Origin of the sequence: Streptomyces sp. NBC_01198 (genome assembly GCF_036010485.1) — a bacterium.
Taxonomy (GTDB): Bacteria; Actinomycetota; Actinomycetes; order Streptomycetales; family Streptomycetaceae; genus Actinacidiphila.
In genome coordinates, this window is record NZ_CP108568.1 from 1,727,207 (window position 1) to 1,749,028 (window position 21,822).

Consider the following 21,822-nt stretch of genomic DNA (forward strand, 5'->3'; position numbering starts at 1 on the left):
CCGGAGGGCCGGCCGCGTAGTCGGCTGCGGCGCCGAAGGGCGCGTCGGTCGTCAGCTCGCTCATCGCTTCACGCTACCGACTCCTGGGCTCACCCGGGTCACCCACCCCCGAAGCCGTGCTGGAAGTTGACGGTGGAGACCACGTACACCACGGGCGTGTCGGCGTGCGTGAGATCGACCGTGATGTCGTGGTCGGGCTTGTCGCCCGCCTGGCTGGAGGACCGGCCGGCCCAGTGGTGGCCGGGCACCGCGAAGTTCCAGCCGACCTGCGCGGCCTGCTCGGCGCTGATGGCGTTCTGGCCGTCGCGCAGCGCAGCCCTGCTGGTGCCCAGCTGGGCGAGGAAGGTGTCCAGGCCGCCGGCGCTGGTGGTGAACTGGCAGTAGAACTCGCTGGTGTCCCAGGAGTTGGTCTCCAGGTAGCCGTCGTGGACGGTGCCGTCGGGAATCGGCACCTGGTAGATGCGGCGTTGCAGCTCGCTGGGGACGACCCAGGTCAGGTGGCGCGCGGCGGCCTGCTTCTGCACGTCCTGGCCGCTGTCGCGGCTCTGCGCGGCGGAGATGATCACGTAGCCGAGCGGGACAAGCACCAGCAGCGGCACCACCACCCAGCGCACCCAGCGGGGCAGTTCGCGCGGCGGCAGCGCGGACGGCCCGCCGCCGCCGCGGCCGCCGCCAGGGCCCGCGCCACCGGGTCCGCCGGCGCCCTCACCGCCGGGTCCGCCCGGGCCGTCGCCGCTCGGGGTGCGCTCGGCGGGGATGACCGGGTCGGCGGCGCGCTCGGCGGCCTCGTCCTCGTCCGGATACTGCGGTACGGCCTCCCGCTCCGGGGTCGTCGTCACGAGTCGGCCTCCTGGCGGCCGTAGATCCTGCCGTAGCGCTCGTAGCGCTCGACCCGGCGGCGGTTGGCGCGGCGGAAGCGGCGGGCCACCAGGCGCGCGAGGTCGGCGGCGCCGACCATGCCGGCCTCAGGGCCGAGCTCCGCCTTGGCGATCCTGGCCTCCGGCCGGTACCCGCGGCCGGTCAAGGTGCGGCGGAAGGCGTCCCTCGCGGGAGTGATCAGCAAGTCGTCCGCGGCGCTGACGCCGCCGCCGATGACGAAGCAGGACGGGTCGAGGGCGGCGGCGAGGTTGGCGATGCCGACGCCGAGCCACTGGCCGATGTCCTGGAAGAGTTCCACGCACATCGGATCGCCGGCCCTGGCCAGCTCGGTGATCAGCGGCCCGGTGATGTCGCCGATGTGGCCGCCGACCCGGTCGATGATCCCGTAGGCCACCGGTGAGTCCGCGGCGGCCATCTCGCGGGCCTCCCTGACCAGGGCGTTGCCCGAGCTGTACTGCTCCCAGCAGCCGCGGTTGCCGCACGCGCAGCGGTGGCCGCCCGGCACCACCTGCATATGGCCGAACTCGCCGGCGACGCCGTAGCGGCCCCGCTTGACCTGGCCGTCCTCCAGGATCGCGCCGCCGATGCCGGTGCCGAGCGTGATCATCACCAGGTCGGCCTCGCCCCGTCCGGCGCCGAAGCGCCATTCGGCCCAGGCGGCGGTGTTGGCGTCGTTGTCGACCATCACCGGGACCAGCAGCCGCTCCGCGAGCCGTTCGCGCAGCGGTTCGTCGCGCCAGGACAGGTGCGGGGCGAAGAGGATGCGGGAGCGGTCGGCGTCCACCCAGCCGGCCGCGCCGATGCCGACCGCGTGCACGTCGTGCCGCTCCGACAGGTCGAGCACCAGCTCCACGATGGTGTCCTCGACCACCTTGGGGCTCTTGGACTTGTCGGGGGTCTCGGTGCGCAGCTGTTCGAGGATGACGCCGTCGGCGTCCACCACGCCCGCCATCACCTTCGTGCCGCCGATGTCGATGCCCACGGTGGGCACCCGCGGCGCGGTCAGGTGGCTGCGTCTCTCCCGGCGCTCGGCGCCGCTGACGTTGCGCCACACCGTCGCTCTGGCGGCGCTGCCGCGGTACACACGTTCACGATTGGCACTCAAGCGCGGGTCTCCGGGTCGGTGGCGTCCTGCGGGTCCTCGGCCAGTGCGTCCCTGACCGGCGGACCCTCCGCCGGCGTGTCCTCAGCCGCCGGTGTGCGGCTCAGCTCATGCGTCAGCTCGTCCAGCTCGCTGCCCCCGGCCATCTCCCGGGTCAGCTCGTCAAGCGTAATGTCCTTCTTGAGGTGACTGCCGGACATCGTGCCCCGCTTCAGCAGAACGAAGCGGTCCCCGACCAGGTAGGCGTGGTGCGGGTTGTGGGTGATCAGCACCACGCCGAGCCCGGCGTCGCGGGCCGCGGCCACGTATCTGAGCACCATGCCCGACTGCTTGACGCCGAGCGCGGCGGTGGGCTCGTCGAGCACCAGCACCTTGGCGCCGAAGTGCACCGCACGGGCGATGGCCACGCACTGCCGCTCGCCGCCGGACAGCGTGCCGATGGGCTGGTCGACGTCGCGCAGGTCGATGCCCATCCGCAGCAGCGCGGCGTGGGTGGTGCCGCGCATGGCGGCGACGTCGAGGCGGCGCAGCGGGCCACGGCCCCTGGTGGGCTCCGACCCGAGGAAGAAGTTCCGCCATACGGGCATCAGCGGCACCACGGCCAGGTCCTGGTAGACGGTGGCGATGCCGCGGTCCAGGGCGTCGCGCGGTGTGGCGTGCCGTACCGGCTCGCCGGCCACCGCGTAGTCGCCTGAGTCGTGCGGGTGCAGCCCGGCGATGATCTTGATGAGGGTGGATTTGCCCGCGCCGTTGTCACCGAGGACACAGGTGATCTCGCCGGCGTGCACCTCCAGGGAGACGTCGCGCAGGGCGCGGACGTTCCCGTAGGACTTGGAGACGTCGGTCAGGGCGATCAGCGGGGCGGCCGCCTCCGTGCTGCCGTCGGCGGCGGTCTCGGTGGTCGTGGTCATGCGGTGGCCTCCGCCCGCTTGCGTACCCAGGCGTTGAGCAGGGTGGCGAGCAGCAGCATCGCCCCGAGGAAGAACTTGAACCAGTCCGGATTCCACTGGGCGTAGACGATGCCCTTGTTGGTCATGCCGAAGATGAACGCGCCGACCGCCGAGCCGATGGCGCTGCCGTATCCGCCGGTCATCAGGCAGCCGCCGATCACGGCCGCGATGATGTAAAGGAACTCGTTGCCGACGCCCTCCCCCGACTGGACCACGTCGAAGGAGAAGAGCAGGTGCTGGCCGGAGATCCAGGCGCAGAAGGCCACCCCCATGTACAGCCCGACCTTGGTGCGGGCCACCGGGACGCCGACCGCGCGGGCCGCGTCGGCGTTGCCGCCGGCCGCGAAGATCCAGTTGCCCGCCCGGGTGCGCAGCAGCACCCAGGTGGCGACCGCGACCAGGCCGAGCCACCACAGGATCGTCACCTGCAGGTCGACCGAGCCGATCGTCCAGTGCGACGCGAAGACGTCGTGCGCGGCGGGGAAGCCCTCCATGTCGCCGATCGACTTGGTGGCGACGGTGCCGCTGATCAGCTTGGTCAGTCCCAGGTTCAGGCCGGTCAGCATCAGGAAGGTGCCCAGCGTGATGATGAAGCTGGGCAGCTTGGTGCGCACCAGCATGATCCCGTTGAACGCGCCGAGCGCCAGCGTCACCAGCAGCGAGACGCCGATGCCGACCCAGACGTTCGCGGTCAACTGGAAGCTGAACATCGAGGAGGCCAGCGCGGAACTGGTCACCATCACACCGGCCGACAGGTCGAACTCGCCGCCGATCATCAGCAGCGCCACCGGCACCGCCATGATCCCGATGGTGGAGGAGGCGTAGAGGACGGTGCCGAAGCTGGACCACTGCAGGAAGGGGTCGGCGGCGACGGCGAAGAACAGGAAGACGGCCGCGGCGCCGACGACGGCCCCCAACTCGGGCCGCCCGAGCAGCCGCCGCACCGTGGACCGCGGCGCCAGCCGCTCGTCCGGCGCCAGGGCGAGGCCGGTCATCGGGTCCCCCGCTTGGCGTACGACAGCAGCGCGTCGGCGTCGTCCTTGGTGACGATCTGCGGCCCGGTGAGGACCGCCTGGCCGCCGCCGAGGGTGTCCTTGTTGTAGCGGTAGAGCCACAGCAGGTCCACCGCCTCGTAGCCCTGCAGGTAGGGCTGCTGGTCCACGGCGAAGCCGATGGTGCCGTTCTTCAGCGAGCTCGCGACCTGCGGGTTCAGGTCGAAGGTGTCGATCTCGGCGCTGGAGCCCGACTGCGCCTTGGCCTTGGCCGCGGTGTCGGCGAAGGGGGCGCCCAGGGTGACGACCGAGTCGATGGACTTGTCGGACTGCAGCTTGGCCTGGATCGCGGACAGCACGTCCGGCATGTTCGTGCCGTTGACGTAGAGGTTGTCCATCCGGCCGTGGAACTTCTCCTTGGCGCCCGCGCAGCGCTGTTCGAGGCCGACGTTGCCCTGCTCGTGCAGGATGCACAGCGCGTGCTGCCTGCCGCGGGTGTTCAGCTCCTCGCCGACGGCGTTGCCGGCGATCGTCTCGTCCTGGCCTATGTGGGTCAGCGCGCCGAACTGCTTGGACTGGGCGGCCCCCGAGTTGATGGTGATCACCGGGATGCCGGCCTTGACGGCCTTGGCGACGACCGCCTTCATCGCGTCGGGCTTGGCCAGCGTGACGACCAGGCCGTCCACGTGGCTGTCTATCGCGGCCTGCACGAGCTGTGCCTGCTGGTCGCCCTGGTCGCTGTTGGAGTAGACGAACTTGATGTTGTCCCTGGCCGCGGCCTGCTTGGCCCCGCTCTGGACGATGTCCCAGAAGGTGTCGCCGGCGCCCGAGTGGGTGACCATGGCGACGGTCCACTTCGGCGTGTTGACCGCCGAGCCGTTCGCCGCGAGCTTCTTGGCCCGGTCCTCCGCGCGCTTGCCGCCGGTGCTGCTGCAGCCGGCGAGGCCGGCCGCGCCGAGCACCACCGCCAGCAGCGCGCCGAGCGCCTTCGTTCCCGCCCTTGCCATCGCCACGAGGCCCTGCCTTTCCTTACCGATCCTGGTGCAGCCGTGATGGGAGTGCTGCGACGTGCTTCGAGCGATGACCATCCCGGCGGGCCAAGTATCCGTCAAGGGGTGCGGCGCCCCTGCCGCAGGGAGGCCGCGGACGGCCCTGGGCCTGCGGTATGCGGCTCAGCCGCGGACGAGCAGCCGGAATTCGAAGGTGTAGCGCGAGGCCCGGTAGACGTGGGCGCCGAATTCGACCGGCCTGCCGCGGTCGTCGTAGCTGACCCGGCGCATGGTGAGCAGCGCCGAACCGGCGGGCTCGCCGAGCAGCCCGCACTCCTCGGCGGTGCCCGGCCTGGCGCCGACGCTCTGCTGGGCGCTGTGCAGGGTGATGCCGTGCCGCCGCATCAGGGCGTACAGGCTGCTGGTCTCCAGCTCGCCGGTGGGCAGGTCGAGCAGGTCGCTCGGCAGGTAGTTGCACAGATACGCCATCGGTTCGCCGCGGGTCAGCCGCAGCCGGTGCACCACGCTGACCTGGCAGGACTCCGGCAGCCCGAGCGCGGCGGTGACCTCGGCGGGGGCGTGGCCGCGGGCGTTGTGCAGCACCCGGGTGGTGGGGTGCAGGCCGGCGGCGGCGAGGTCGTCGTAGAGGCTGCTGAGCTCCATCGGGCGGGCCACACCGGTGTGCACCACCTGGGTGCCGACACCGCGGCGGCGCACCAGCAGGCCCTTGTCGACCAGCGACCTGATCGCCTGCCGGACGGTGGGGCGTGACAGCCCCAGCCTGGCGGCCAGCTCGATCTCGTTGCCGAGCAGGCTGCCCGGGGTGAGCGCACCGTCCTCGATGGCCGTCTCCAGCTGGCGGGCAAGCTGGAAGTACAGCGGTACGGGGCTCGCCCGGTCCACGGCGAGCCGCAGCTGTGCGGGCTCGTGCTTGGGCACGCTGGGAGCGTAGCGGGACGGCATGATGACGGGAAGTCCTTATGTCCGGACAAAGCGTTGACACCAGCGCGGTGGCGCGGGAGGTTGGGACGGCGCGGACAGCCGTCACGTCTCCTCTTCCGAAGGGGCAGGAGCAGGTATGCGGATCGGACTCATCGGCGCGGGGCGGATCGGCGGCTTTCACGCCGGGACGTTGCGGGCGCACCCCGACGTCGGGGAGCTGCTGGTCGCCGACGCGGACCCGGCGCGCGCGCAGCAGGTCGCGGCCGCGCACGGGGGCCGCGCGATGCCGGTGGACCAGGTCTTCGCGACCCGGCCCGACGCGCTGGTCATCGCCTCGGCGACCGCCGCGCACGCCGGGCTGATCGCCCGGGCGGCGCAGGCGGGCCTGCCGGCCTTCTGCGAGAAGCCGATCGCCGTGGACCTCGCGGGGACGGTCGCCGCGCTGGACGCGGTGGACGCCGGCGGCGCCGTGCTGCAGATCGGCTTCCAGCGCCGCTTCGACGCCGCTTACGCCGCCGCCCGGCAGGCCGTCGCCGGCGGGCGGCTCGGCCGGCTGCACACCGTACGCACCGTCAGCTCCGACCCGGCGCCGCCGCCGGCCGGCTACGTCCCGCTGTCCGGCGGTCTCTACCGGGACTGCCTGATCCACGACTTCGACATCCTGCGCTGGGTGACCGGGCGGGCGGTGACCGAGGTGTACGCGGCGGGGGCGAACGTCGGCGCCGACTTCTTCCTCGCGGCCGGCGACGTGGACACCGCGGCGGTGCTGCTCACCCTGGAGGGCGGGGTGCTCGCCACCGCGACGGCGACCCGCTACAACGCCGCCGGATACGACGTGCGGATGGAACTGGCTGGCACCCAGGACCAGATCGCCGTCGGCACCGGCGCCCGCACCCCGCTGACCTCGGTGGAACCGGGCGGGGCGGCACCGCCGCGCAGCCCCTGGGCGGGCTTCCTCGACCGCTTCGGCTCGGCCTACCGGGCCGAAATGGACACCTTCCTGCGCGTCGCGCGCGGGGCCGAGGCCAATCCCTGCGAGGGTCGGGACGCGCTGCGGGCCCTGCTGGTCGCCGAGGCCTGCGAGGTCTCCCGGCGCGAGCGGCGCCCGGTGCCGGTCGCCGAGGTCGAGGCGGCGGCGCGGGCCTGCCGGGACGACGCGCAAAACCCGGCCTGGCGCGGCGGGCGAAAGGGAGTGGTGGCGTGAGGCAGGACCGGATCGCGGCGGCGCCGATCTCCTGGGGCGTGTGCGAAGTGCCGGACTGGGGCCACCAGTTGACCCCCGACCGGGTGCTGCAGGAGATGACGGCGCTGGGTGTCACGGCAAGCGAGTTCGGCCCGGACGGCTTCCTGCCGGGGCCGATGCTCGCCGCCTACGGCGTCACCGCGGTGGGCGGCTTCGTGCCCGCCGTCCTGCACGACCCCGACCACGACCCGATGCCGGACGTACGGGCCGCGCTGGACCGTTTCACCACCGCCGGTGCCCGCACCCTCGTGCTGGCCGCGGCGACCGGCCTGGACGGCTACGACGGGCGCCCCGACGTCGACGCGGCGGGCTGGCGCACGCTGCTGGCCCGGCTGGACGAGATCGCCGGCCTGGCGGCGTCGCTGGGCGTCACCACGGCGCTGCACCCGCACGTCGGCACGGTCGTCGAGGGTCCCGGCGAGGTCGAGCGGGTGCTTGACGGCAGCGGGATCGGGCTGTGCCTGGACACCGGCCATCTGCTGATCGGCGGCACCGACCCGGTCGCCCTCGCCGAGCGCGCCGCGGAACGCGTCGCCCACGTCCATCTCAAGGACGTCGACGAGGCCACCGCGGCCGCGGTGCGCAGCGGCCGCACCAGCTACACCTCCGCCGTCAACGCGGGCCTGTACCGCCCGCTCGGCGAGGGCGACCTGGACCTGCCGGCGCTGCTGACCGCCCTGGAGAGCGCGCACTACCCCGGCTGGTACGTCATGGAGCAGGACACCGTCCTGCACGCCGACCCCCCGCCGGGCACCGGTCCCCTCACGGACGTCCGCACCTCGCTGTCCTGGCTGCGGGCGCGGACGGACGGCCGATGACCCCGCCCCCGCCGCCCGCGGGCTCCGACCGGCCCCCGGCCCCCGTCCCCGGCGGCCGTTCGGAGCCCGCGGGCGGCGACGGACCCGCTGCCGCGCCCCACGACGTCGTCACCTTCGGGCGGGTCGGGGTGGACCTCTATCCCGAGCAGAGCGGGGTCGGGCTCGCCGAGGTGCGGAGCTTCGCGAAGTACCTCGGCGGCACCGCGGGGAACGTCGCGGTGGCCGGCGCCCGCCTCGGCCTGCGGACGGCGGTGCTCAGCGGCGTCGGGGCGGACCCGTTCGGCGACTTCGTGCGCACCGCGCTCACCGGATTCGGCGTGGACGCCGGGCTCGTCGCGACGGTGCCCGAGGCGCAGACCCCGGTGGTCTTCTGCGAGCTCTTCCCGCCGGACGACTTCCCGATCCACTTCTACCGCCGCCCGGTCGCGCCCGACGAGTGCCTGACCCCGGCGGTGCTCGACGATCCCGCCGTCGCGGCGGCGGTGCGCGACGCACGGGCGCTGTGGATCACCGGCTCGGCGCTGGCCGTCGAGCCGACCCGCTCCACGGTCTTCGCCGCGCTGGAGCGGCGGGCCGGCGGCGAGGTCTGGTTCGACCTCGACTGGCGGCCCGGCTTCTGGGCCGATCCCGCGCAGGCCCCGGCACTTTACGCCCGCGCGCTGTCGTACGCCACGGTCGCGGTCGGCAACCGGGCCGAGGTCGAGGTCGCGGTGGGCAGCGCGGACCCCGAGACGGCGGCCGGGCTGCTGCTGCGCCGGGGCGTGCACACCGCGGTGGTCAAGCAGGGTCCGGCGGGCGCCCTGGTGCGTACCGTACGGGAGCAGCACGCGGCGCCGCCGCTGCCGGTGAAGGTGGTCAACGGCCTCGGCGCCGGCGACGCCTTCGGCGGCGCCCTGTGCGCGGGCCTGCTCGCCGGCGACCCGCTGCCCGAGGTGCTGCGGGCGGCCAACGCGGCCGGCGCGATCGTGGCGTCCCGGCTGGCGTGCGCCGACGCGATGCCCACCCGGGCGGAGATCGAGGCGATGCTGCACCCGGACGCGCCCGGCCGGGGAGCTGACGGCGGATGAGCCGCCCGCCGGCCGGCAGCGGCCCGCCCGCCGAGCGCGCCGAGCGGGGAACCCGCGCGCCCGCGTCGGGAGTTGACCTGCCATGACACACCTCCCCGCGGGCCGCGGCGCCCGGGACGGCTATGACCTGTGGATCGACCCGGCGTCGGCCGGCTGGGCGTATTCGGCGCTGCGGATCCTCACCCTGGAGCCCGGCGGGCAGCGCACGCTGGCGACCGGGGACAGCGAGTGGGTACTGCTGCCGCTGGCCGGGGCGTGCACGGTGCTGGTCGACGGGGAGACCTTCGCGCTGCACGGCCGCGCCGACGTCTTCTCCGGGGTGAGCGACTTCGGCTACCTGCCCAGGGACGCGCACGCGGTGGTCGCCTCCGCCGCGGGCGGGCGCTTCGCGCTCGCCGGGGCGCGCTGCTCGCGGCGGCTGCCGGCCCGCTACGGCCCGGCGGCCGGCGTGCCGGTGGAGCTGCGGGGCGCCGGCGGTGCGACCCGCCAGGTGAACAACTTCGCCGCCGCGGACGTCTTCGAGTGCGACCGGCTGATCGCGGTGGAGGTGCTGACGCCCGGCGGCAACTGGTCCTCCTACCCGCCGCACAAGCACGACGAGGCCGGCCCGCACGAGTCGCGGCTCGAAGAGGTCTACTACTACGAACTGGCCGGCGGCCCGGCCGCGTTGGGCTACCAGCGGGTCTACCCGTCGCCGCACGGCGCCACCGACGTGCTGGCCGAGGTCCGGTCCGGCGACGCCGTGCTGATCCCGGACGGCTGGCACGGCCCGAGCATGGCGGTGCCCGGCTACGACATGTACTACCTCAACGTCATGGCCGGGCCCGGCCCTTCGCGGTCCTGGCTGATCACCGACGACCCGGCGCACGCGTGGGTGCGGGACGGCTGGGCGGACCAACGCCCGGACCCGCGGCTGCCGTTGTACGAGGTCCCGGCACGGGAGGACGGCTCATGAGGCTCACCGTCGCGCAGGCGCTGGTCCGTTTCCTGTCGGTGCAGTTCACCGAGCGGGACGGGGTGCGGCACCGCACGGTCGCCGGGATGTGGGGCATCTTCGGGCACGGCAACGTCGCCGGGGTCGGACAGGCGCTGCTGGAGGCGGGCCCGGAGGCGATGCCGTTCCACCAGGGCCGCAACGAGCAGGCGATGGTGCACGCCGCGGTCGGCTACGCCCGGATGAAGCACCGGCTGTCCACGCTGGCCTGCACCACCTCGATCGGCCCCGGTGCGACGAATCTGGTCACCGGCGCGGCGCTGGCCACCGTCAACCGGGTGCCGGTGCTGCTGCTCCCGGGCGACGTCTTCGCGACCAGGCCCGCCGACCCGGTGCTGCAGCAGCTCGAAGTGCCGTGGGCGTACGACGTGTCGGTCAACGACACGCTGCGTCCGGTGTCCCGCTACTTCGACCGGATCTGGCGGCCGGAGATGCTGCCGGCCTCGCTGCTGCAGGCGATGCGAGTGCTGACCGATCCGGTGGACACCGGTGCGGTGACCCTCGCGCTGCCGCAGGACGTGCAGGCCGAGGCCCACGACTGGCCCGACGAGCTGTTCCGGCCGCGGGTCTGGCACGTGCGGCGGCCGCTGCCCGACGCGGCGGCGCTGGCCGAGGGCGCCGCCCTGCTGCGTTCCGCCCGGCGCCCGCTGATCGTGGCGGGCGGCGGCGTACGGCACTCGGAAGCCGCCCCGGCGCTGGCCCGGTTCGCCGCCGCCACCGGCATCCCGGTGGCGGAGACGCAGGCCGGCAAGGGGTCGCTGCGCTGGGACCATCCGCAGGCGCTGGGCGCCATCGGCCACACCGGCACCGCCCCCGCCGACGCGGCGGCCCGGGAGGCCGACGTGGTGCTCGGGGTCGGCACCCGCTGGACGGACTTCACGACCGCCTCGGGCACGCTCTTCCCGCCGCGGGCACGCTTCGTCAACCTCAACGCGGCGGCCTTCGACGGCCACAAGATGTCGGGGCTGGCGCTGGTGGGCGACGCGCGGGCCGGACTGACCGCGCTGGCCGCCGAGTTGGCGGGCTTCCGGGCGCCGGAGCGCTCCCACGCCGTCGGGGAGTGGCGGGCGCGCACGGACGCGGTCCTCGGCGACGGGGACGGCCCGTGGCCGCCCTCGCAGGGCGAGGTGATCGGCGCCCTGGACGCCGTGCTGGCCGACCGGGACGTGCTGATCAACGCGGCCGGGTCGCTGCCGGGCGACCTGCACAAACTGTGGCGGTCCCGGGACCCGGAGCAGTACCACGTCGAGTACGGCTATTCCTGCATGGGTTACGAGATCCCCGCCGCCATCGGCGTCCGGCTCGCGGCCCCGGACCGGGAGGTCTTCGCGCTGGTCGGCGACGGTACGTACCTGATGCTGCCGACGGAGATCGTCACCGCGGTGCAGGAGGGCATCCCGGTCAACCTGGTGATCGTCCAGAACCACGGCTACGCCTCGATCGGCGGCCTGTCGGCCCAGGTCGGGGCGGAGGGCTTCGCGACCGCCTACCGCTTCCCCGGCGCGGGCGGCGACTTCACCGGCCCGCGGCTCCCGGTGGACCTGGCGGCCAACGCGGCCAGCCTCGGCCTTGAGGTCTTCACCCCGGGCAGCGCGAAGGAGCTGCGCACGGCGCTCGCGGCCGCCCGCACCTCCCCCCGGCCGACCGCGGTCTACGTCGAGACCGACCCCGCCCGTCCCGGCCTGCCCGCCGAGGCCTGGTGGGACGTCCCGGTCGCCGAGACCTCCACCCGCGAGTCCACCCGCGAAGCCCGCACCACCTACGAGGCGTCCCGCCCCTCCCCGGGGACCCGCCCGACGCTGTGACCCTTGTCACACGGCCATCACTCATGACGGGCCCACGTCAGGGACGCGCGTAGCTCTGCGGCCTGCCGCCGATTCCACTTCCGGGTGCACTCCCCGACGCGCGTGGACCTCGCACATGGCAGCGCGCCCCTCCACTTGCGCAGATGCATCCGCACGCGTCACGGCCGCCGGGAACCCTTGTGATCCGACTCACAACTTCCTACCGGTTCCATTTTGATTCAGACAGTGGACATGATCTTCACCACCGCGCTCAGTCACTTTCCCAACGGCCGATCAGATGGGCTCTGACGTCGCGAAATACGCCCTTCACGCCTCATCACCGGCCTTACGGAAGCAGTCAAACCACTTTGACCCTCATAGGGTCAGTACGGATGGAGAAGCTTCATGTTCAGTCGTCGTCTGGCAGGTGTCCTGATCGGCGCAGCCGCCGTGATCGCCCCGATCGCGGTCACCGCCCCGGCCCAGGCAGCCTCGCCGCCCTCCTACCCTGTCGGCACGAACGGCGACTCGCCGCGCTGCGACGCCGCCTCGGCCAAGATCTGCCTCTTCGCAGGCCCCAGCATCCTGACCGCGTACTCCTTCTACGGCACCCAGATCGCCCACAAGGACATCACGAACGAACACTTCCGGGCCGACGAGGGCGCCGGCTCCGGCCAGGTGGTCTCGACCACCGCGCAAGCCGTGGCCTGCACCACGCGTACGAGCTCGGCCTGCACCATCTGGGCCGGGGTGAACTACGGGGGCAACGACGACTGGCTGGCCGCCGGGCAGGTCGGGAAGCTGCACAACACGCTGGCAAACGCCCGTTCCATCTCCGTCTCCTGAGCCGGGGTCAGCGGTAGCAGACCCCTGCCGTGGGCGTCCCCGCCGGTGCGCACCAGCGTCCGGCGGGGACACTCGCGCACCTCCTGCGGCACAAAGGACATTCCATGCACGCCAGTTCGGTCTCCCGGCGACTATTCGGCCTCGCCCTTCTCGCGGCGGTCACGGTCTCAGCGGCCGGTTGCGGATCAACGGGTGGTCACGGGCAGGACGGGCAAGGGGCGGCCGGGCCCTCCGCGTTCGCAACGCTGCACGGCGGGCCTTCTCACGACCAGATCGCCCTGCCGGCCGACGCGTACGCCTTCGACGTGTCCGAGCGCGACCGCGCCCTGCTGGCCCGCGCGGTGACGATCGGCGAATGCCTGCACGGGTTCGGCTACCCCTACGACCTCGCCGCCGAGAAGGCGGAGAACGCCGCCACGGTGCGCAAGGACCTGATGGACTTCGGCCGCTACGACAACAAACGGCGGTACATGGTCACCGACCCGGTGGCCGCGGCCCGTTACGGCTACCACCTCGTCTCGACGGTCGTCGGGGCCGGCGGCACAGACGGCGCGAGCGGCCTGGGCGACCTGGGCACCGCGGAGAAACGCGTCCTCTACGGTGCCGACGAGAAGAACGCGCCGGTGACCCGCACGCGCCAGGGCAAGCCGATACCACCGGGCGGCTGCGCCGCCACCGGTGACGAGGCCGTCGCGGGGAAGAGCGGTCCCTTCGGGGAAGCCACCGCCGTGGCCTCGCTGCGCAGCGCGTCCTTCCAGCAGTCGCGGGAGGACCCGGAGGTGGTCGCGGCCACGCACGCCTGGTCGGCGTGTATGGCCGCCAGGGGGCACACGCTCAGCGACCCGCTCGGGGACCCCGGCTTCGACATCGACAAGCCGACCGTCTCCCCCGCGGAGTCCGCCATGGCCAAGGACGACGCGCGGTGCAAGCAGCAGACACACCTCGTCGACCTCTGGTTCGCCTCGGAGGTCGACTACCAGCGCAGGTGGATCGCGTCCCACCAGGCCGACTTCACGGCGGCGAAGGCGGACCACGACGAGACCATGAAGCGCGTCGCCCTGGTCCTCGCCGCGGCCCGCTGACGCGGGCCGGGCGGGGCGGGGTCGGGGTCAGTCCTGCGGCTTCTCCGCCGGGACGAAGTCGACGTCGGCGGTGGTGACCGTGCCGGCGGTGCGGCCGGGCGCGGTGTGGAAGCGCCAGTAGAGGTTGGTGTGCGCGATGACCCGCTCCGGCGGCGGGGCGCCGAAGGCCGTCAGGTCCTCCGTCGTGTGGGCGTCCGCGACCAGCGTCGCGTCGTAGCCGCGGGCGATCGCCCCGTGCAGCGTCGCCCGTATGCACGCGTCGGTCTGGGCGCCGGCCACCACCAGCCGCCCGACGCCGCGCGCGGCCAGCACCGCCTCCAGGTCGGTCGCCTCGAAGGAGTCGCCGTAGGCCTTCTGCACCAGCGCCTCGGCCTCCTCCCGTACCAGCTCCGGGGCGTACTTCCAGCTCTCCGTACCGGTGACCAGCTCCTCGCTGTTGTGCTGCACCCAGACGACGGGCACGTCGCCGGCCCGCGCCTTGTCCACGAGGGTGGCGATGTTCGCCACGACGGCGTCCCGGTCGTGGGCCTGATCCACCACTCCGTTCTGCACGTCGATGACAAGCAGGGCCGTATGCGGTCGATTCTCCAGCGTGGTCATGGCGCCTCCCGGCGAATACAGGTTCCGTCGTCACCGCCGACTCTAGGGTCGACCACGGACATCGCCGCCGGGCCGCCGCAGGACCGCCCCCGGCGGAAAGGTGGCGCCCGCGCGAACGGCGGACGGACGGCCCCTGCGCGCATGTCGCATGACGGTCACAACCGCCGCCGGATACGGCGGTTCCGCGGACACGTGCGTACGCTGCCGGTACGTACCGGAGGCGACGGGGTGGGGGAAGCGAAGGTGTCGGATCGGCTTGAGCCCGGGCGGGTGGTAGGCGGGCGGTACCAGCTGGTCGGCAGGCTGGGGGCAGACGCTGCCGGCGAGGTGTGGCGGGCGCGGGACGAGCACCTCGGGATCGACGTGGCGGTCAAGCGCTTCCGGCTGCCCGCCGTGTCCGCCGGCGCCGACCGGGCCGAGGTGCTGGCCCGCGCCGCGCAGCAGGCCCGCAACGCCGCCCGGCTGCGCGACCACCCCCACGTCGTCGCCGTCTACGACGTCGTCGTGGAGGACGACGCGCCGTGGACGATCATGCAGCTCGTCGAGGGGCGCTCGCTGCGGGAGCACCTCGACGCCCACGGACCGCTGTCCGTGGACCGGGCGGCGGACGTGGCACGGGCCGTGCTCGGCGTCCTCGCGGCCGCGTACGCCGCCGACGTCGTGCACCGGAACATCACCCCGGCCGCCGTCCTGCTCGCGAGCCACGGCGAGGTGCTGCTCACCGACTTCGGGATCACGGCGGAGGGCACCGACACCGCGCTCACGTCCCTCGGCGTGCTCGTCGGCTCCCCCGGCTTCGTCGCGCCGGAGCGGGTGAGCGGCGCCGAGGCAGGCGGCGCGGGCGACCTGTTCTCGCTGGGTGCGACGCTGTTTCAAGCGCTGGAGGGCAGGCCGCCCTTCGACACCGACGACCCGCTCTCGGTGGCCACCGGCGAAGCCGCGCCGCCGCGCCGCGCGGGCCGGCTGGCGCCGCTGATCACGCGCCTGCTGGCCAAGGACCCCGGGCGGCGCCCGACCGCCCGCGAGGCACTGGCCATGGTCGACGTGCCGCAGGACGCGCCGCCGCCCGCCGTCCCGCTGCGGGAACGGCCGCTGCCCGACCGGCTCCCCGGTCCGATCGTCCTCACCGGCACCGACCAGATACGGACCGTCGCCTTCAGCCCGGACGGCACCCTCCTGGCCAGCGGCGACGACGACCAGACCGTACGGCTGTGGGACCTCACCACCGCCCCCGGCTTCAGCACGGCGCTGAGCGAGCACACCGACTGGATCCGCGCGCTGGCGTTCAGCCCGGACGGCACCACCCTGGCCAGCACGGGCGACGACCGCACCGTGCAGCTGTGGGACCTCGCCACCGGCGACAACACCGCGACGCTGACCGGCCACACCGGCTGGGTCCGCGCGCTGGCGTTCAGCCCGGACGGCACCACCCTGGCCAGCGCGGGCGACGACAAGGCCGTACGGCTGTGGGACCTCGCCACCGGGTCCGTCGCCGGGCTGCTGACCGGTCTTCCCGGCTGGGTCCGGGGAGTGGCGTTCAGCCCGGACGGCAGATCACTCGCGACGGGCAGCGGCAGGGTCGTGCAACTGTGGGACGTCGCGTCCCGCAAGGAGGCCGCGGCCTGGTCCGACCTCGGCGGGCGGGTGAACGCGGTCGCGTTCAGCCCGGACGGCAGGGCGGTCGCCGCGGGCGGCAAGCCGGGGATCCGGATGTGGGACGCCGCCACCCACGAGCCGCTCCCCGCCTGGCCCGGCGTCAGCGGCCGGATCAACTCGCTGGCCTTCGGCCCGGACGGCACGACGCTCGTCACCGGCGGGGCGAAGCACGCGGTCACGCTGTGGGACACCCTGACCGCCCGCAGCCTGGCGACGTGGACCACCACCACCTCCCAGGTCCAGGAAGTGGCGTTCAGCCCGGACGGCAGAACAGTCGCCGCCGCCGACGACACGCTGATCCGCCTCTGGAACGTCCCCGCACCCCGCACCGCGGGCTGATCCTCGAACGGGAGGCGGGCCCGCCTTCACGTCGGCGGCGAATTCGGCACAGGCCGGAAGCGACTCTTCCGCCGACAGCGCATCGCCCAGAGCAAGGTCATAAGCGGCCTGGCATTTGTCGACTACTGCCGGATCGTCCAGGACCTGGCCGGTCTGGACGCCCTCAACGTACGCCACGGGTGGGGCGTCGGCGAACCGCATCAGGACGAGCATGCTCTCCAGGAGGGCATGTGCTCCCGCTGCGAACGGGACGACGTGGAGGCGGACCCGCCCGCACCGGGCGAGCGCTTCGATGTGGCTCACCTGGGCGGCCATGACAACGGGGCCGCCGACCGGTCGCCGCAGTACGTGCTCGTCCAGGAGCACCCACATGCAAGGGCCGTCCGGGCCGTCAAGAATCCTGGCGCGTTCCAACCGGTTGGCCACCCGCACCTCTACATCGCGCTAGCTCGTCTGGGCGCTCATCGATTGACTTGCCCAGGGCCGCCGCGCGGGCGGCCCTGCGGGCCTGCACGTCGGGGCGGGAGGACTCCATCTCCCGCAGTACGGAACGTCGTTCGCGGGCGGTCAGCCGGTCGACGTAGAGGCTGCCGTGGAGGTGGTCGGTCTCGTGCTGGAGGCAGCGGGCGAAGTAGCCGCGGCCCTCTACCACCAGTGGCTCGCCGTGCTGGTCGCGGCCGCGGACGACTGCCAGGTCGGGGCGGGCCAGCGGCCGGTAGGGGCCGGGTACCGACAGGCAGCCCTCGGGTTCCTCCACGAGGCGGCGGCGCTCGGCGGGGAGGTCGTCGAGCACCGGGTTGGCGATGTGGCCGGCATGCCGCACCCCCCAGTCGTCCTCCATGTCCCACACGAAGAGCCGCAGCGGGACACCGACCTGGTTGGCGGCGATGGCGGCGCCCTCGGCTGCCGCGTTGGTGGCGAACATGTCATCGATGAGCCGGGACAGCCCGGGCGTGCCGAAGCGTGTCCGTCGTCACAGGTGCGGCGCAGCACGTCCTCGCCGATGACCGCGATCCGGCGCACCGCGCCACGCTCGACCTCGGGCCGGACTTCGGTACTCATTCGGACGCCTTCCGTGCGGACGGGCCGGCTTGACGCGGCGATTTGCAAAGTAGCACTCTTTGCAAATGAGCGAGAGCCCGCCCGAGAACTCCGCAGCCCGACCGACCGCCGCCCGCCGGGCGTTGCCGGACCATCCGGTGCGGGTCGCGCTGCTCGACCTGCTCGCCGAGGCCGGGGCGGTCACCGCCACGCAGGCCGCGGCCCGCCTCGGGCACAGCTCGGGGCTGTGCTCGTTCCACCTGCGCCAGCTCGCCAGGCACGGGCTGATCGAGGAGGCGCCGCGCGCGGGCGGCCGGGGCGGCCCCCGGCCGTGGCAGCTGCGCTGGGAGGGGGCGCGGACGGCGCCGCAGGACGGCTTCACCGCGCTGACCCGCGACCTGGAGGACGCCGCCTACCGGCGCCGCCTCGCCGAACTCGACCAGGGACCGGCCGAGTGGCGGCACGACGAGTCGTTCAGCACGGTCGTCCACCTCACCCCCACCGAGACGGCCGAGGTGGCCGCCGCCGTCCACCGCCTGCTGGCCGGCTTCAGGGAGCGCGACGACGACCGGGCCGCCCGCCCGGCGGACGCCGTACCCGTCGCGGTGGTCGCCCGGTTCTTCCCGCTGCCCCCGGGCACGGGCGATCCGGCCGGAGTTGAGCCGAAGCGCGCAGGGTGATGCCGGCATGCGCCGCCCCTCGGACTACGGTGATCCCGTGGACTCCGAGGCCAGAACGTTTCCTCCCCACCCGATCCGCGGTGTCCGTGCCGTGTACGCACGGCAGAGCAGCTGCCCCTCCGATTTCGCGGAGGTCGTCGTGGACTTCGTGCCTCGGAAGGCCGGCATCGTGTTCGAGGTGGCCACCGACCTGGCCTCTCACGGATCCGCGAGCACGGAGGAGCTGTCCGCGTACCGAACTGCGCTGGAGACAGGTATCCGCGAGGAACTGGCTGAGCTGGGCGCCCGGCTGCCCGCAGCGGTGGCGGTCGTGTTGCACAGCATGCGAGTGCACGAAGTCGACTCCCACCCAAGAGCCTTCGAAGCGGCCGGACACGTTGCCGTACGCAACGCCCTCGCAGAGCTTCACGGACAGTCGCCGAGACCCAAGCGTCGCCGCGCATGACCGCTCGTTGCAGCCTTCGACCTTCGCACGGCCGGTGGCGGGGACCCTGCCGATCCGTCGGCACAGGAGCGTAGAAAGGTGGCATGGACTCCACCCGGGCCGACGCCTACCTCCGCCGTATCGGCGCCGACCGACCGGCCGTCGCCGACATCGCCGCGCTGCGCGCGCTCCACCGGCGGCACCTGCTGGCCGTGCCGTTCGAGAACCTGTCCATCCACCTCGGGCAGGACATCGTCCTGACGGAAGCGGCCCTTTTCGACAAGATCGTCGGGGCCGGGCGCGGCGGCTTCTGCTACGAACTCAACGGTGCCTTCGCCGCCTTGCTGCGCTCGCTGGGCTACGGGGTGGAGCTGCTGGCGGCCCGGGTGTTCGGGGACGGCGGGCGGCTCGGGCCGCCGTACGACCACCTGGCGCTGCGGGTCACCACGGCGGACGGTGACGGCCCGTGGCTGGCAGACGTCGGGTTCGGCCGGCACAGCGAGTACCCGCTGGCGTACAACCACCGGGACGAGCAGCACGACCCCGGCGGCGCCTTTCGCATCGCCGAGGCGCCGGACGGCGACCTGGACGTCCTGCGCGACGGCAGCCCGGCCTACCGGCTGGACCAGCGTCCGCGCGCGCTGGGCGACTTCGAGGCGACCTGCTGGTGGCAGCGCACCTCGCCCGCCTCGCACTTCCGGCAGTCGCTGGTCTGCTCCCGGCTGACCGGGACCGGCCGGGTCACCCTCAGCGGGCGCAAGCTGGTGCTGACCGAGGGCGAGGATCGCCGGGAGGAGCGGGAGTTGAGCGACGGCGAGATCCTGACCGCCTACCGTGAGCACTTCGGCATCGCGCTCGACCGCGTGCCCGCCGTCGCCCCGATCGCCTAGCGGACCCGGGAGAGCCCGAGCCGGCGGGCCCGAGCCGGGGCGCGGCCCAGCTCACCGCCTGCTCCACGAGCGCCGCGCTCCGCTTCTCCACCTCGGCCGTGTGAAGCCGAGCGTGGCGTCGCGCCGGCCGGGTCAGCCGGGTCAGGAGAAGACGACCGAGCGCAGCTTCAGGCGCGCCGAGGCGTGGCCGCCGTCGGGGCGCAGCGTGAAGTAGTCGCCGGTGCAGTCCGCGCCGCTGAAGACGGTGGCCGCGGAGTCCGTCTCGTTGTACGGGGTGTGGGCTGGCGGCACGCTCTCGTCCGCGACCTGGGGCAGCGTGATGCACTCCCGGCTGGGCGGGCTGTCCAGGGCGCCCACCTGGCCGTCGCCGTAGGAGTAGAGGAACGGGCCGTCGGCCGCGTGGGCGGACACCGGGAAGGACAGCGCGATGCCGACCGCGCAGGCGGCGGCGCCAAAGGTCGTACGGATACGCACGGGTGGACCCTCTCGTGGGGAGTGACACGAACAGGGATCACCGTAAAACGGGGCACACCGGGCGAAACGCTTCTTCGGCCGGGACCTCGTCCCGGCGCGTCGCCGGCGGGTACCGCCCGGGTCGGACTGCCCGGTTCAGACGCCCCAGCCGGCCCGCACGTCCGCGAAGAACTCGTGGAAGCCCGGGAAGGTCTTCTTCACGCACGCCGGGTCGTCGAAGGTCGTGCCGGGGGTGCGCAGGCCGGCCACCGCGAAGCTCATCGCCATCCGGTGGTCGCCGTGACAGGCGATCTCCACCGGGGCCGGGGTGCCCGGCTGGATCTCGATCCAGTCCCGGCCGGTCAGGACCGCGACGCCCTGGGCGCGGAGATTCTCCGCGCACGCGTCCAGCCGGTCGCACTCCTTGACGCGGGTGTTGTAGACGTCCTCGATCCGCACCGGGCCGTCCGCGAAGGGCGCGATCGCCGCGAGGGTGGGCATGGTGTCGGAGATGTCCCGCATGGCGACGGTCACGCCGGACAGCCGGCCGGTGCCGGTCACCGTGGTGGCGTCCTGGCCGATCTCCACGTCGGCGCCCATCGCACGCAGCACCTCGACGAACTGCAGGTCGCCCTGCAGGGCGCCGCGCCCGAGGCCGGGGACGGTGGCCGTACGGCCCGCCAGCGCGGCGGCGGCGAAGAAGTAACTGGCCGCGGACGCGTCCGGCTCGATCGCGTAGTCCGCTGCCCGGTAGCCGCCGGGCGGCACGACGAGGGTGTCGCCCTCGCGGGCCACCTCGACGCCGAAGTCACGCATCATCGCGAGGGTGATCTCGACGTACGGCACCGAGACGATACCGGTGACCTTGATACGGAGGCCTTCCGCCGTCAGTGGGCCGGTCATCAGCAGCGCGGTCAGGAACTGCGAGGACAGGCTCGCGTCGAGCTCCACCTCGCCGCCCTTCATCCCGGCGGCCCGCACGGTGAGGGGGAGGTGGCCCTCGGCCTCGTCGTGCGTCAGGTCCACGCCCAGCGCGCGGAGCGCTTCGGTGAGGGGGGCGACGGGGCGGCGGCGCATCTGGGCCGAGGCGTCGAAGCGGTAGGTGCCGGCCTGGGCGGCCGCCACCAGGGCCGGCAGGAAGCGGGAAGCCGTGCCGGCGTCGCGGCAGTTCACCTCGGCGGCGGGCCGCGAGGGGCCCTGCGGGCGGCCGGTGACGCGCCACTCGCCGGCCGCGCGGTGCACGTCGTAGCCGAGGGTCGCCAGGCCCTGCGCGAAGCCGTCCGTGTCGTCCGAGACCAGGGGTTTGCGCAGAACGCTCTCCCCGTCGGCCGCCGCCGCCAGGAAAAGCGCGCGCGCCGTCACGGACTTCGAACCGGGTACGGCGAGGATCACGGCTGCCTCCAGGCGGGGGTGGGGGGATCCTCCCCCCGGCCGCGCAATTTTACGTGGCCCGGGCCACGTGCCCTTCCGCGGGTGCGATGACTTGGGGATGCCACTCGCGGTGGCCCGCCGCCCGCGGTCAGGGCGCGTCACCCAGGGACAGGAGGAGGGTGCGGAGGGTCGCGGCCAGCTCGGTGCGGGTCGAAGGCGGGAGCGCCCCGAGGAGACGGTGCTCGTTGGCCACGTGGGCCGGGAGGGCCTGGTCGATCAGGGCCAGGCCCGATGGGGTGAGGGCGACGTGGACGACGCGGGCGTCCTCCTCGCTGCGGGTGCGGGTGACGAGCCCGCCGGCCTCCAGGCGGTCGAGGCGCTGGCTGACCGCCCCGGACGTGACCATCGACGCCTGCATCAGCTGCGCGGGCGTCAGCCGGTGCGGCGGGTCGCTGCGCCGCAGCGTGGCGAGGACGTCGAAGGACGGATGGTCGAGCCCGTACTCCGAGAAGACCTTGCGGAGCTCGGTGTCCAGCAGGCGGCCGAGCCGCTTGAGCCGGCCGATCACGGCCATCGGCGAGACGTCCAGGTCGGGCCGCTGCCTGGCCCACTGGGCGAGCACCAGGTCGACGTGGTCGGTGTCCTCGGTCGGTTCCATTCCTGGAGACTAGCCAATCCCT

General features: G+C 73.5%; 21 protein-coding genes and 2 pseudogenes. 11 read left to right on the top strand and 12 right to left on the bottom strand.

Annotated features, from left to right (window positions below):
* Nucleotides 1-98 precede the first annotated feature (98 nt).
* The 6 genes from OG702_RS07830 to OG702_RS07855 form a co-directional block, all read right to left on the bottom strand.
* On the bottom strand, nt 99-839 hold the full coding sequence (locus tag OG702_RS07830; RefSeq protein ID WP_327288133.1) for a hypothetical protein: 741 nt from the start codon (nt 837-839) through the stop codon (nt 99-101).
* Complete coding sequence (locus tag OG702_RS07835) at nt 836-1,984, bottom strand: ROK family glucokinase (protein WP_327288134.1); 1,149 nt, start codon at nt 1,982-1,984, stop codon at nt 836-838. The genes OG702_RS07830 and OG702_RS07835 overlap by 4 nt, the downstream gene beginning before the upstream one ends.
* Nucleotides 1,981-2,892 carry an ATP-binding cassette domain-containing protein gene (locus OG702_RS07840; protein WP_327288135.1) on the bottom strand — a complete coding sequence of 304 codons (912 nt, stop codon included), beginning with the start codon at nt 2,890-2,892 and terminating at the stop codon, nt 1,981-1,983. The genes OG702_RS07835 and OG702_RS07840 overlap by 4 nt, the downstream gene beginning before the upstream one ends.
* Nucleotides 2,889-3,926 (bottom strand): ABC transporter permease, encoded by a 1,038-nt coding sequence (locus tag OG702_RS07845; protein ID WP_327288136.1) that lies wholly within the window; start codon nt 3,924-3,926, stop codon nt 2,889-2,891. Before OG702_RS07845 ends, OG702_RS07840 begins: the two co-directional genes overlap by 4 nt.
* Complete coding sequence (locus OG702_RS07850) at nt 3,923-4,930, bottom strand: sugar ABC transporter substrate-binding protein (RefSeq protein ID WP_327293124.1); 1,008 nt, start codon at nt 4,928-4,930, stop codon at nt 3,923-3,925. Before OG702_RS07850 ends, OG702_RS07845 begins: the two co-directional genes overlap by 4 nt.
* 165 nt (nt 4,931-5,095) lie before the next feature.
* Complete coding sequence (locus OG702_RS07855) at nt 5,096-5,875, bottom strand: GntR family transcriptional regulator (RefSeq protein WP_327288137.1); 780 nt, start codon at nt 5,873-5,875, stop codon at nt 5,096-5,098.
* 115 nt (nt 5,876-5,990) lie between these two features.
* Here OG702_RS07855 and OG702_RS07860 point away from each other — a divergent pair, with 115 nt between their 5' ends.
* From OG702_RS07860 to OG702_RS07890, 7 genes are all read left to right on the top strand, one after another.
* Entirely contained in the window at nt 5,991-7,058 is a 1,068-nt protein-coding gene (locus OG702_RS07860; RefSeq protein WP_327288138.1) for a Gfo/Idh/MocA family protein, read from the top strand.
* Nucleotides 7,055-7,915, top strand: coding sequence for a TIM barrel protein (locus OG702_RS07865; RefSeq protein WP_327288139.1), 861 nt, complete (start codon nt 7,055-7,057; stop codon nt 7,913-7,915). Before OG702_RS07860 ends, OG702_RS07865 begins: the two co-directional genes overlap by 4 nt.
* Nucleotides 7,912-8,982, top strand: coding sequence for a 5-dehydro-2-deoxygluconokinase (gene iolC / locus OG702_RS07870; protein WP_327288140.1), 1,071 nt, complete (start codon nt 7,912-7,914; stop codon nt 8,980-8,982). The genes OG702_RS07865 and iolC overlap by 4 nt, the downstream gene beginning before the upstream one ends.
* A gap of 82 nt (nt 8,983-9,064) precedes the next feature.
* Nucleotides 9,065-9,937: a 5-deoxy-glucuronate isomerase gene (gene iolB, locus OG702_RS07875; protein WP_327288141.1), complete on the top strand. Its 873-nt coding sequence runs from the start codon at nt 9,065-9,067 to the stop codon at nt 9,935-9,937.
* On the top strand, nt 9,934-11,781 hold the full coding sequence (gene iolD, locus OG702_RS07880) for a 3D-(3,5/4)-trihydroxycyclohexane-1,2-dione acylhydrolase (decyclizing) (RefSeq protein WP_327288142.1): 1,848 nt from the start codon (nt 9,934-9,936) through the stop codon (nt 11,779-11,781). The genes iolB and iolD overlap by 4 nt, the downstream gene beginning before the upstream one ends.
* 384 nt (nt 11,782-12,165) lie before the next feature.
* On the top strand, nt 12,166-12,606 hold the full coding sequence (locus tag OG702_RS07885; RefSeq protein WP_327288143.1) for a hypothetical protein: 441 nt from the start codon (nt 12,166-12,168) through the stop codon (nt 12,604-12,606).
* A 104-nt stretch (nt 12,607-12,710) separates the two neighbouring features.
* On the top strand, nt 12,711-13,688 hold the full coding sequence (locus OG702_RS07890; RefSeq protein WP_327288144.1) for a hypothetical protein: 978 nt from the start codon (nt 12,711-12,713) through the stop codon (nt 13,686-13,688).
* Between the two features lie 27 nt (nt 13,689-13,715).
* On the opposite strand, the gene OG702_RS07895 is transcribed toward OG702_RS07890, so the two are convergent.
* Nucleotides 13,716-14,288: a cysteine hydrolase family protein gene (locus OG702_RS07895; RefSeq protein WP_327288145.1), complete on the bottom strand. Its 573-nt coding sequence runs from the start codon at nt 14,286-14,288 to the stop codon at nt 13,716-13,718.
* Between the two features lie 243 nt (nt 14,289-14,531).
* Between OG702_RS07895 and OG702_RS07900 the strand changes: the two genes are divergently transcribed.
* Nucleotides 14,532-16,283, top strand: a complete 1,752-nt coding sequence (locus tag OG702_RS07900) for a WD40 repeat domain-containing serine/threonine protein kinase (RefSeq protein WP_327288146.1) — start codon at nt 14,532-14,534, stop codon at nt 16,281-16,283.
* A 114-nt stretch (nt 16,284-16,397) separates the two neighbouring features.
* On the opposite strand, the pseudogene OG702_RS07905 reads toward OG702_RS07900, so the two are convergent.
* Together OG702_RS07905 and def are read right to left on the bottom strand one after the other, a co-directional pair.
* A pseudogene (locus OG702_RS07905) lies at nt 16,398-16,715 on the bottom strand (DUF5753 domain-containing protein); the annotation flags it as partial.
* A gap of 40 nt (nt 16,716-16,755) precedes the next feature.
* Nucleotides 16,756-17,345, bottom strand: a pseudogene (gene def, locus OG702_RS07910) (peptide deformylase); the annotation flags it as partial.
* A 65-nt stretch (nt 17,346-17,410) separates the two neighbouring features.
* On the opposite strand from def, the gene OG702_RS07915 reads away from it, so the two are divergent.
* From OG702_RS07915 to OG702_RS07925, 3 genes are all read left to right on the top strand, one after another.
* Nucleotides 17,411-18,004 carry a helix-turn-helix domain-containing protein gene (locus OG702_RS07915; protein ID WP_327288147.1) on the top strand — a complete coding sequence of 198 codons (594 nt, stop codon included), beginning with the start codon at nt 17,411-17,413 and terminating at the stop codon, nt 18,002-18,004.
* A gap of 37 nt (nt 18,005-18,041) precedes the next feature.
* Entirely contained in the window at nt 18,042-18,449 is a 408-nt protein-coding gene (locus OG702_RS07920; RefSeq protein WP_327288148.1) for a hypothetical protein, read from the top strand.
* Between the two features lie 83 nt (nt 18,450-18,532).
* Nucleotides 18,533-19,318: an arylamine N-acetyltransferase family protein gene (locus tag OG702_RS07925; RefSeq protein ID WP_327288149.1), complete on the top strand. Its 786-nt coding sequence runs from the start codon at nt 18,533-18,535 to the stop codon at nt 19,316-19,318.
* 141 nt (nt 19,319-19,459) lie between these two features.
* Here the strand turns inward: OG702_RS07925 and OG702_RS07930 are convergent, their stop codons facing one another.
* The 3 genes from OG702_RS07930 to OG702_RS07940 all read right to left on the bottom strand — a co-directional run bounded on the left by OG702_RS07930 (nt 19,460) and on the right by OG702_RS07940 (nt 21,800).
* Complete coding sequence (locus OG702_RS07930) at nt 19,460-19,792, bottom strand: hypothetical protein (protein WP_327288150.1); 333 nt, start codon at nt 19,790-19,792, stop codon at nt 19,460-19,462.
* A gap of 135 nt (nt 19,793-19,927) precedes the next feature.
* Nucleotides 19,928-21,163, bottom strand: coding sequence for a 3-phosphoshikimate 1-carboxyvinyltransferase (aroA, locus tag OG702_RS07935; protein ID WP_442814333.1), 1,236 nt, complete (start codon nt 21,161-21,163; stop codon nt 19,928-19,930).
* Between the two features lie 127 nt (nt 21,164-21,290).
* Nucleotides 21,291-21,800: a MarR family winged helix-turn-helix transcriptional regulator gene (locus OG702_RS07940; protein ID WP_327288151.1), complete on the bottom strand. Its 510-nt coding sequence runs from the start codon at nt 21,798-21,800 to the stop codon at nt 21,291-21,293.
* Nucleotides 21,801-21,822 lie beyond the last annotated feature (22 nt).

Bases quoted from the DNA above. Each gene is read 5' to 3' on its own strand.
- OG702_RS07850 (WP_327293124.1), bottom strand. From the start codon at position 4,930: ATGGCAAGGGCGGGAACGAAGGCGCTCGGCGCGCTGCTGGCGGTGGTG.
- iolB (WP_327288141.1), top strand. From the start codon at position 9,065: ATGACACACCTCCCCGCGGGCCGCGGCGCCCGGGACGGCTATGACCTG.
- OG702_RS07915 (WP_327288147.1), top strand. From the start codon at position 17,411: ATGAGCGAGAGCCCGCCCGAGAACTCCGCAGCCCGACCGACCGCCGCC.
- OG702_RS07845 (WP_327288136.1), bottom strand. From the start codon at position 3,926: ATGACCGGCCTCGCCCTGGCGCCGGACGAGCGGCTGGCGCCGCGGTCC.
- OG702_RS07940 (WP_327288151.1), bottom strand. From the start codon at position 21,800: ATGGAACCGACCGAGGACACCGACCACGTCGACCTGGTGCTCGCCCAG.
- OG702_RS07840 (WP_327288135.1), bottom strand. From the start codon at position 2,892: ATGACCACGACCACCGAGACCGCCGCCGACGGCAGCACGGAGGCGGCC.
- OG702_RS07925 (WP_327288149.1), top strand. From the start codon at position 18,533: ATGGACTCCACCCGGGCCGACGCCTACCTCCGCCGTATCGGCGCCGAC.
- OG702_RS07855 (WP_327288137.1), bottom strand. From the start codon at position 5,875: ATGCCGTCCCGCTACGCTCCCAGCGTGCCCAAGCACGAGCCCGCACAG.
- OG702_RS07890 (WP_327288144.1), top strand. From the start codon at position 12,711: ATGCACGCCAGTTCGGTCTCCCGGCGACTATTCGGCCTCGCCCTTCTC.
- OG702_RS07895 (WP_327288145.1), bottom strand. From the start codon at position 14,288: ATGACCACGCTGGAGAATCGACCGCATACGGCCCTGCTTGTCATCGAC.
- iolD (WP_327288142.1), top strand. From the start codon at position 9,934: ATGAGGCTCACCGTCGCGCAGGCGCTGGTCCGTTTCCTGTCGGTGCAG.
- OG702_RS07885 (WP_327288143.1), top strand. From the start codon at position 12,166: ATGTTCAGTCGTCGTCTGGCAGGTGTCCTGATCGGCGCAGCCGCCGTG.
- iolC (WP_327288140.1), top strand. From the start codon at position 7,912: ATGACCCCGCCCCCGCCGCCCGCGGGCTCCGACCGGCCCCCGGCCCCC.
- OG702_RS07860 (WP_327288138.1), top strand. From the start codon at position 5,991: ATGCGGATCGGACTCATCGGCGCGGGGCGGATCGGCGGCTTTCACGCC.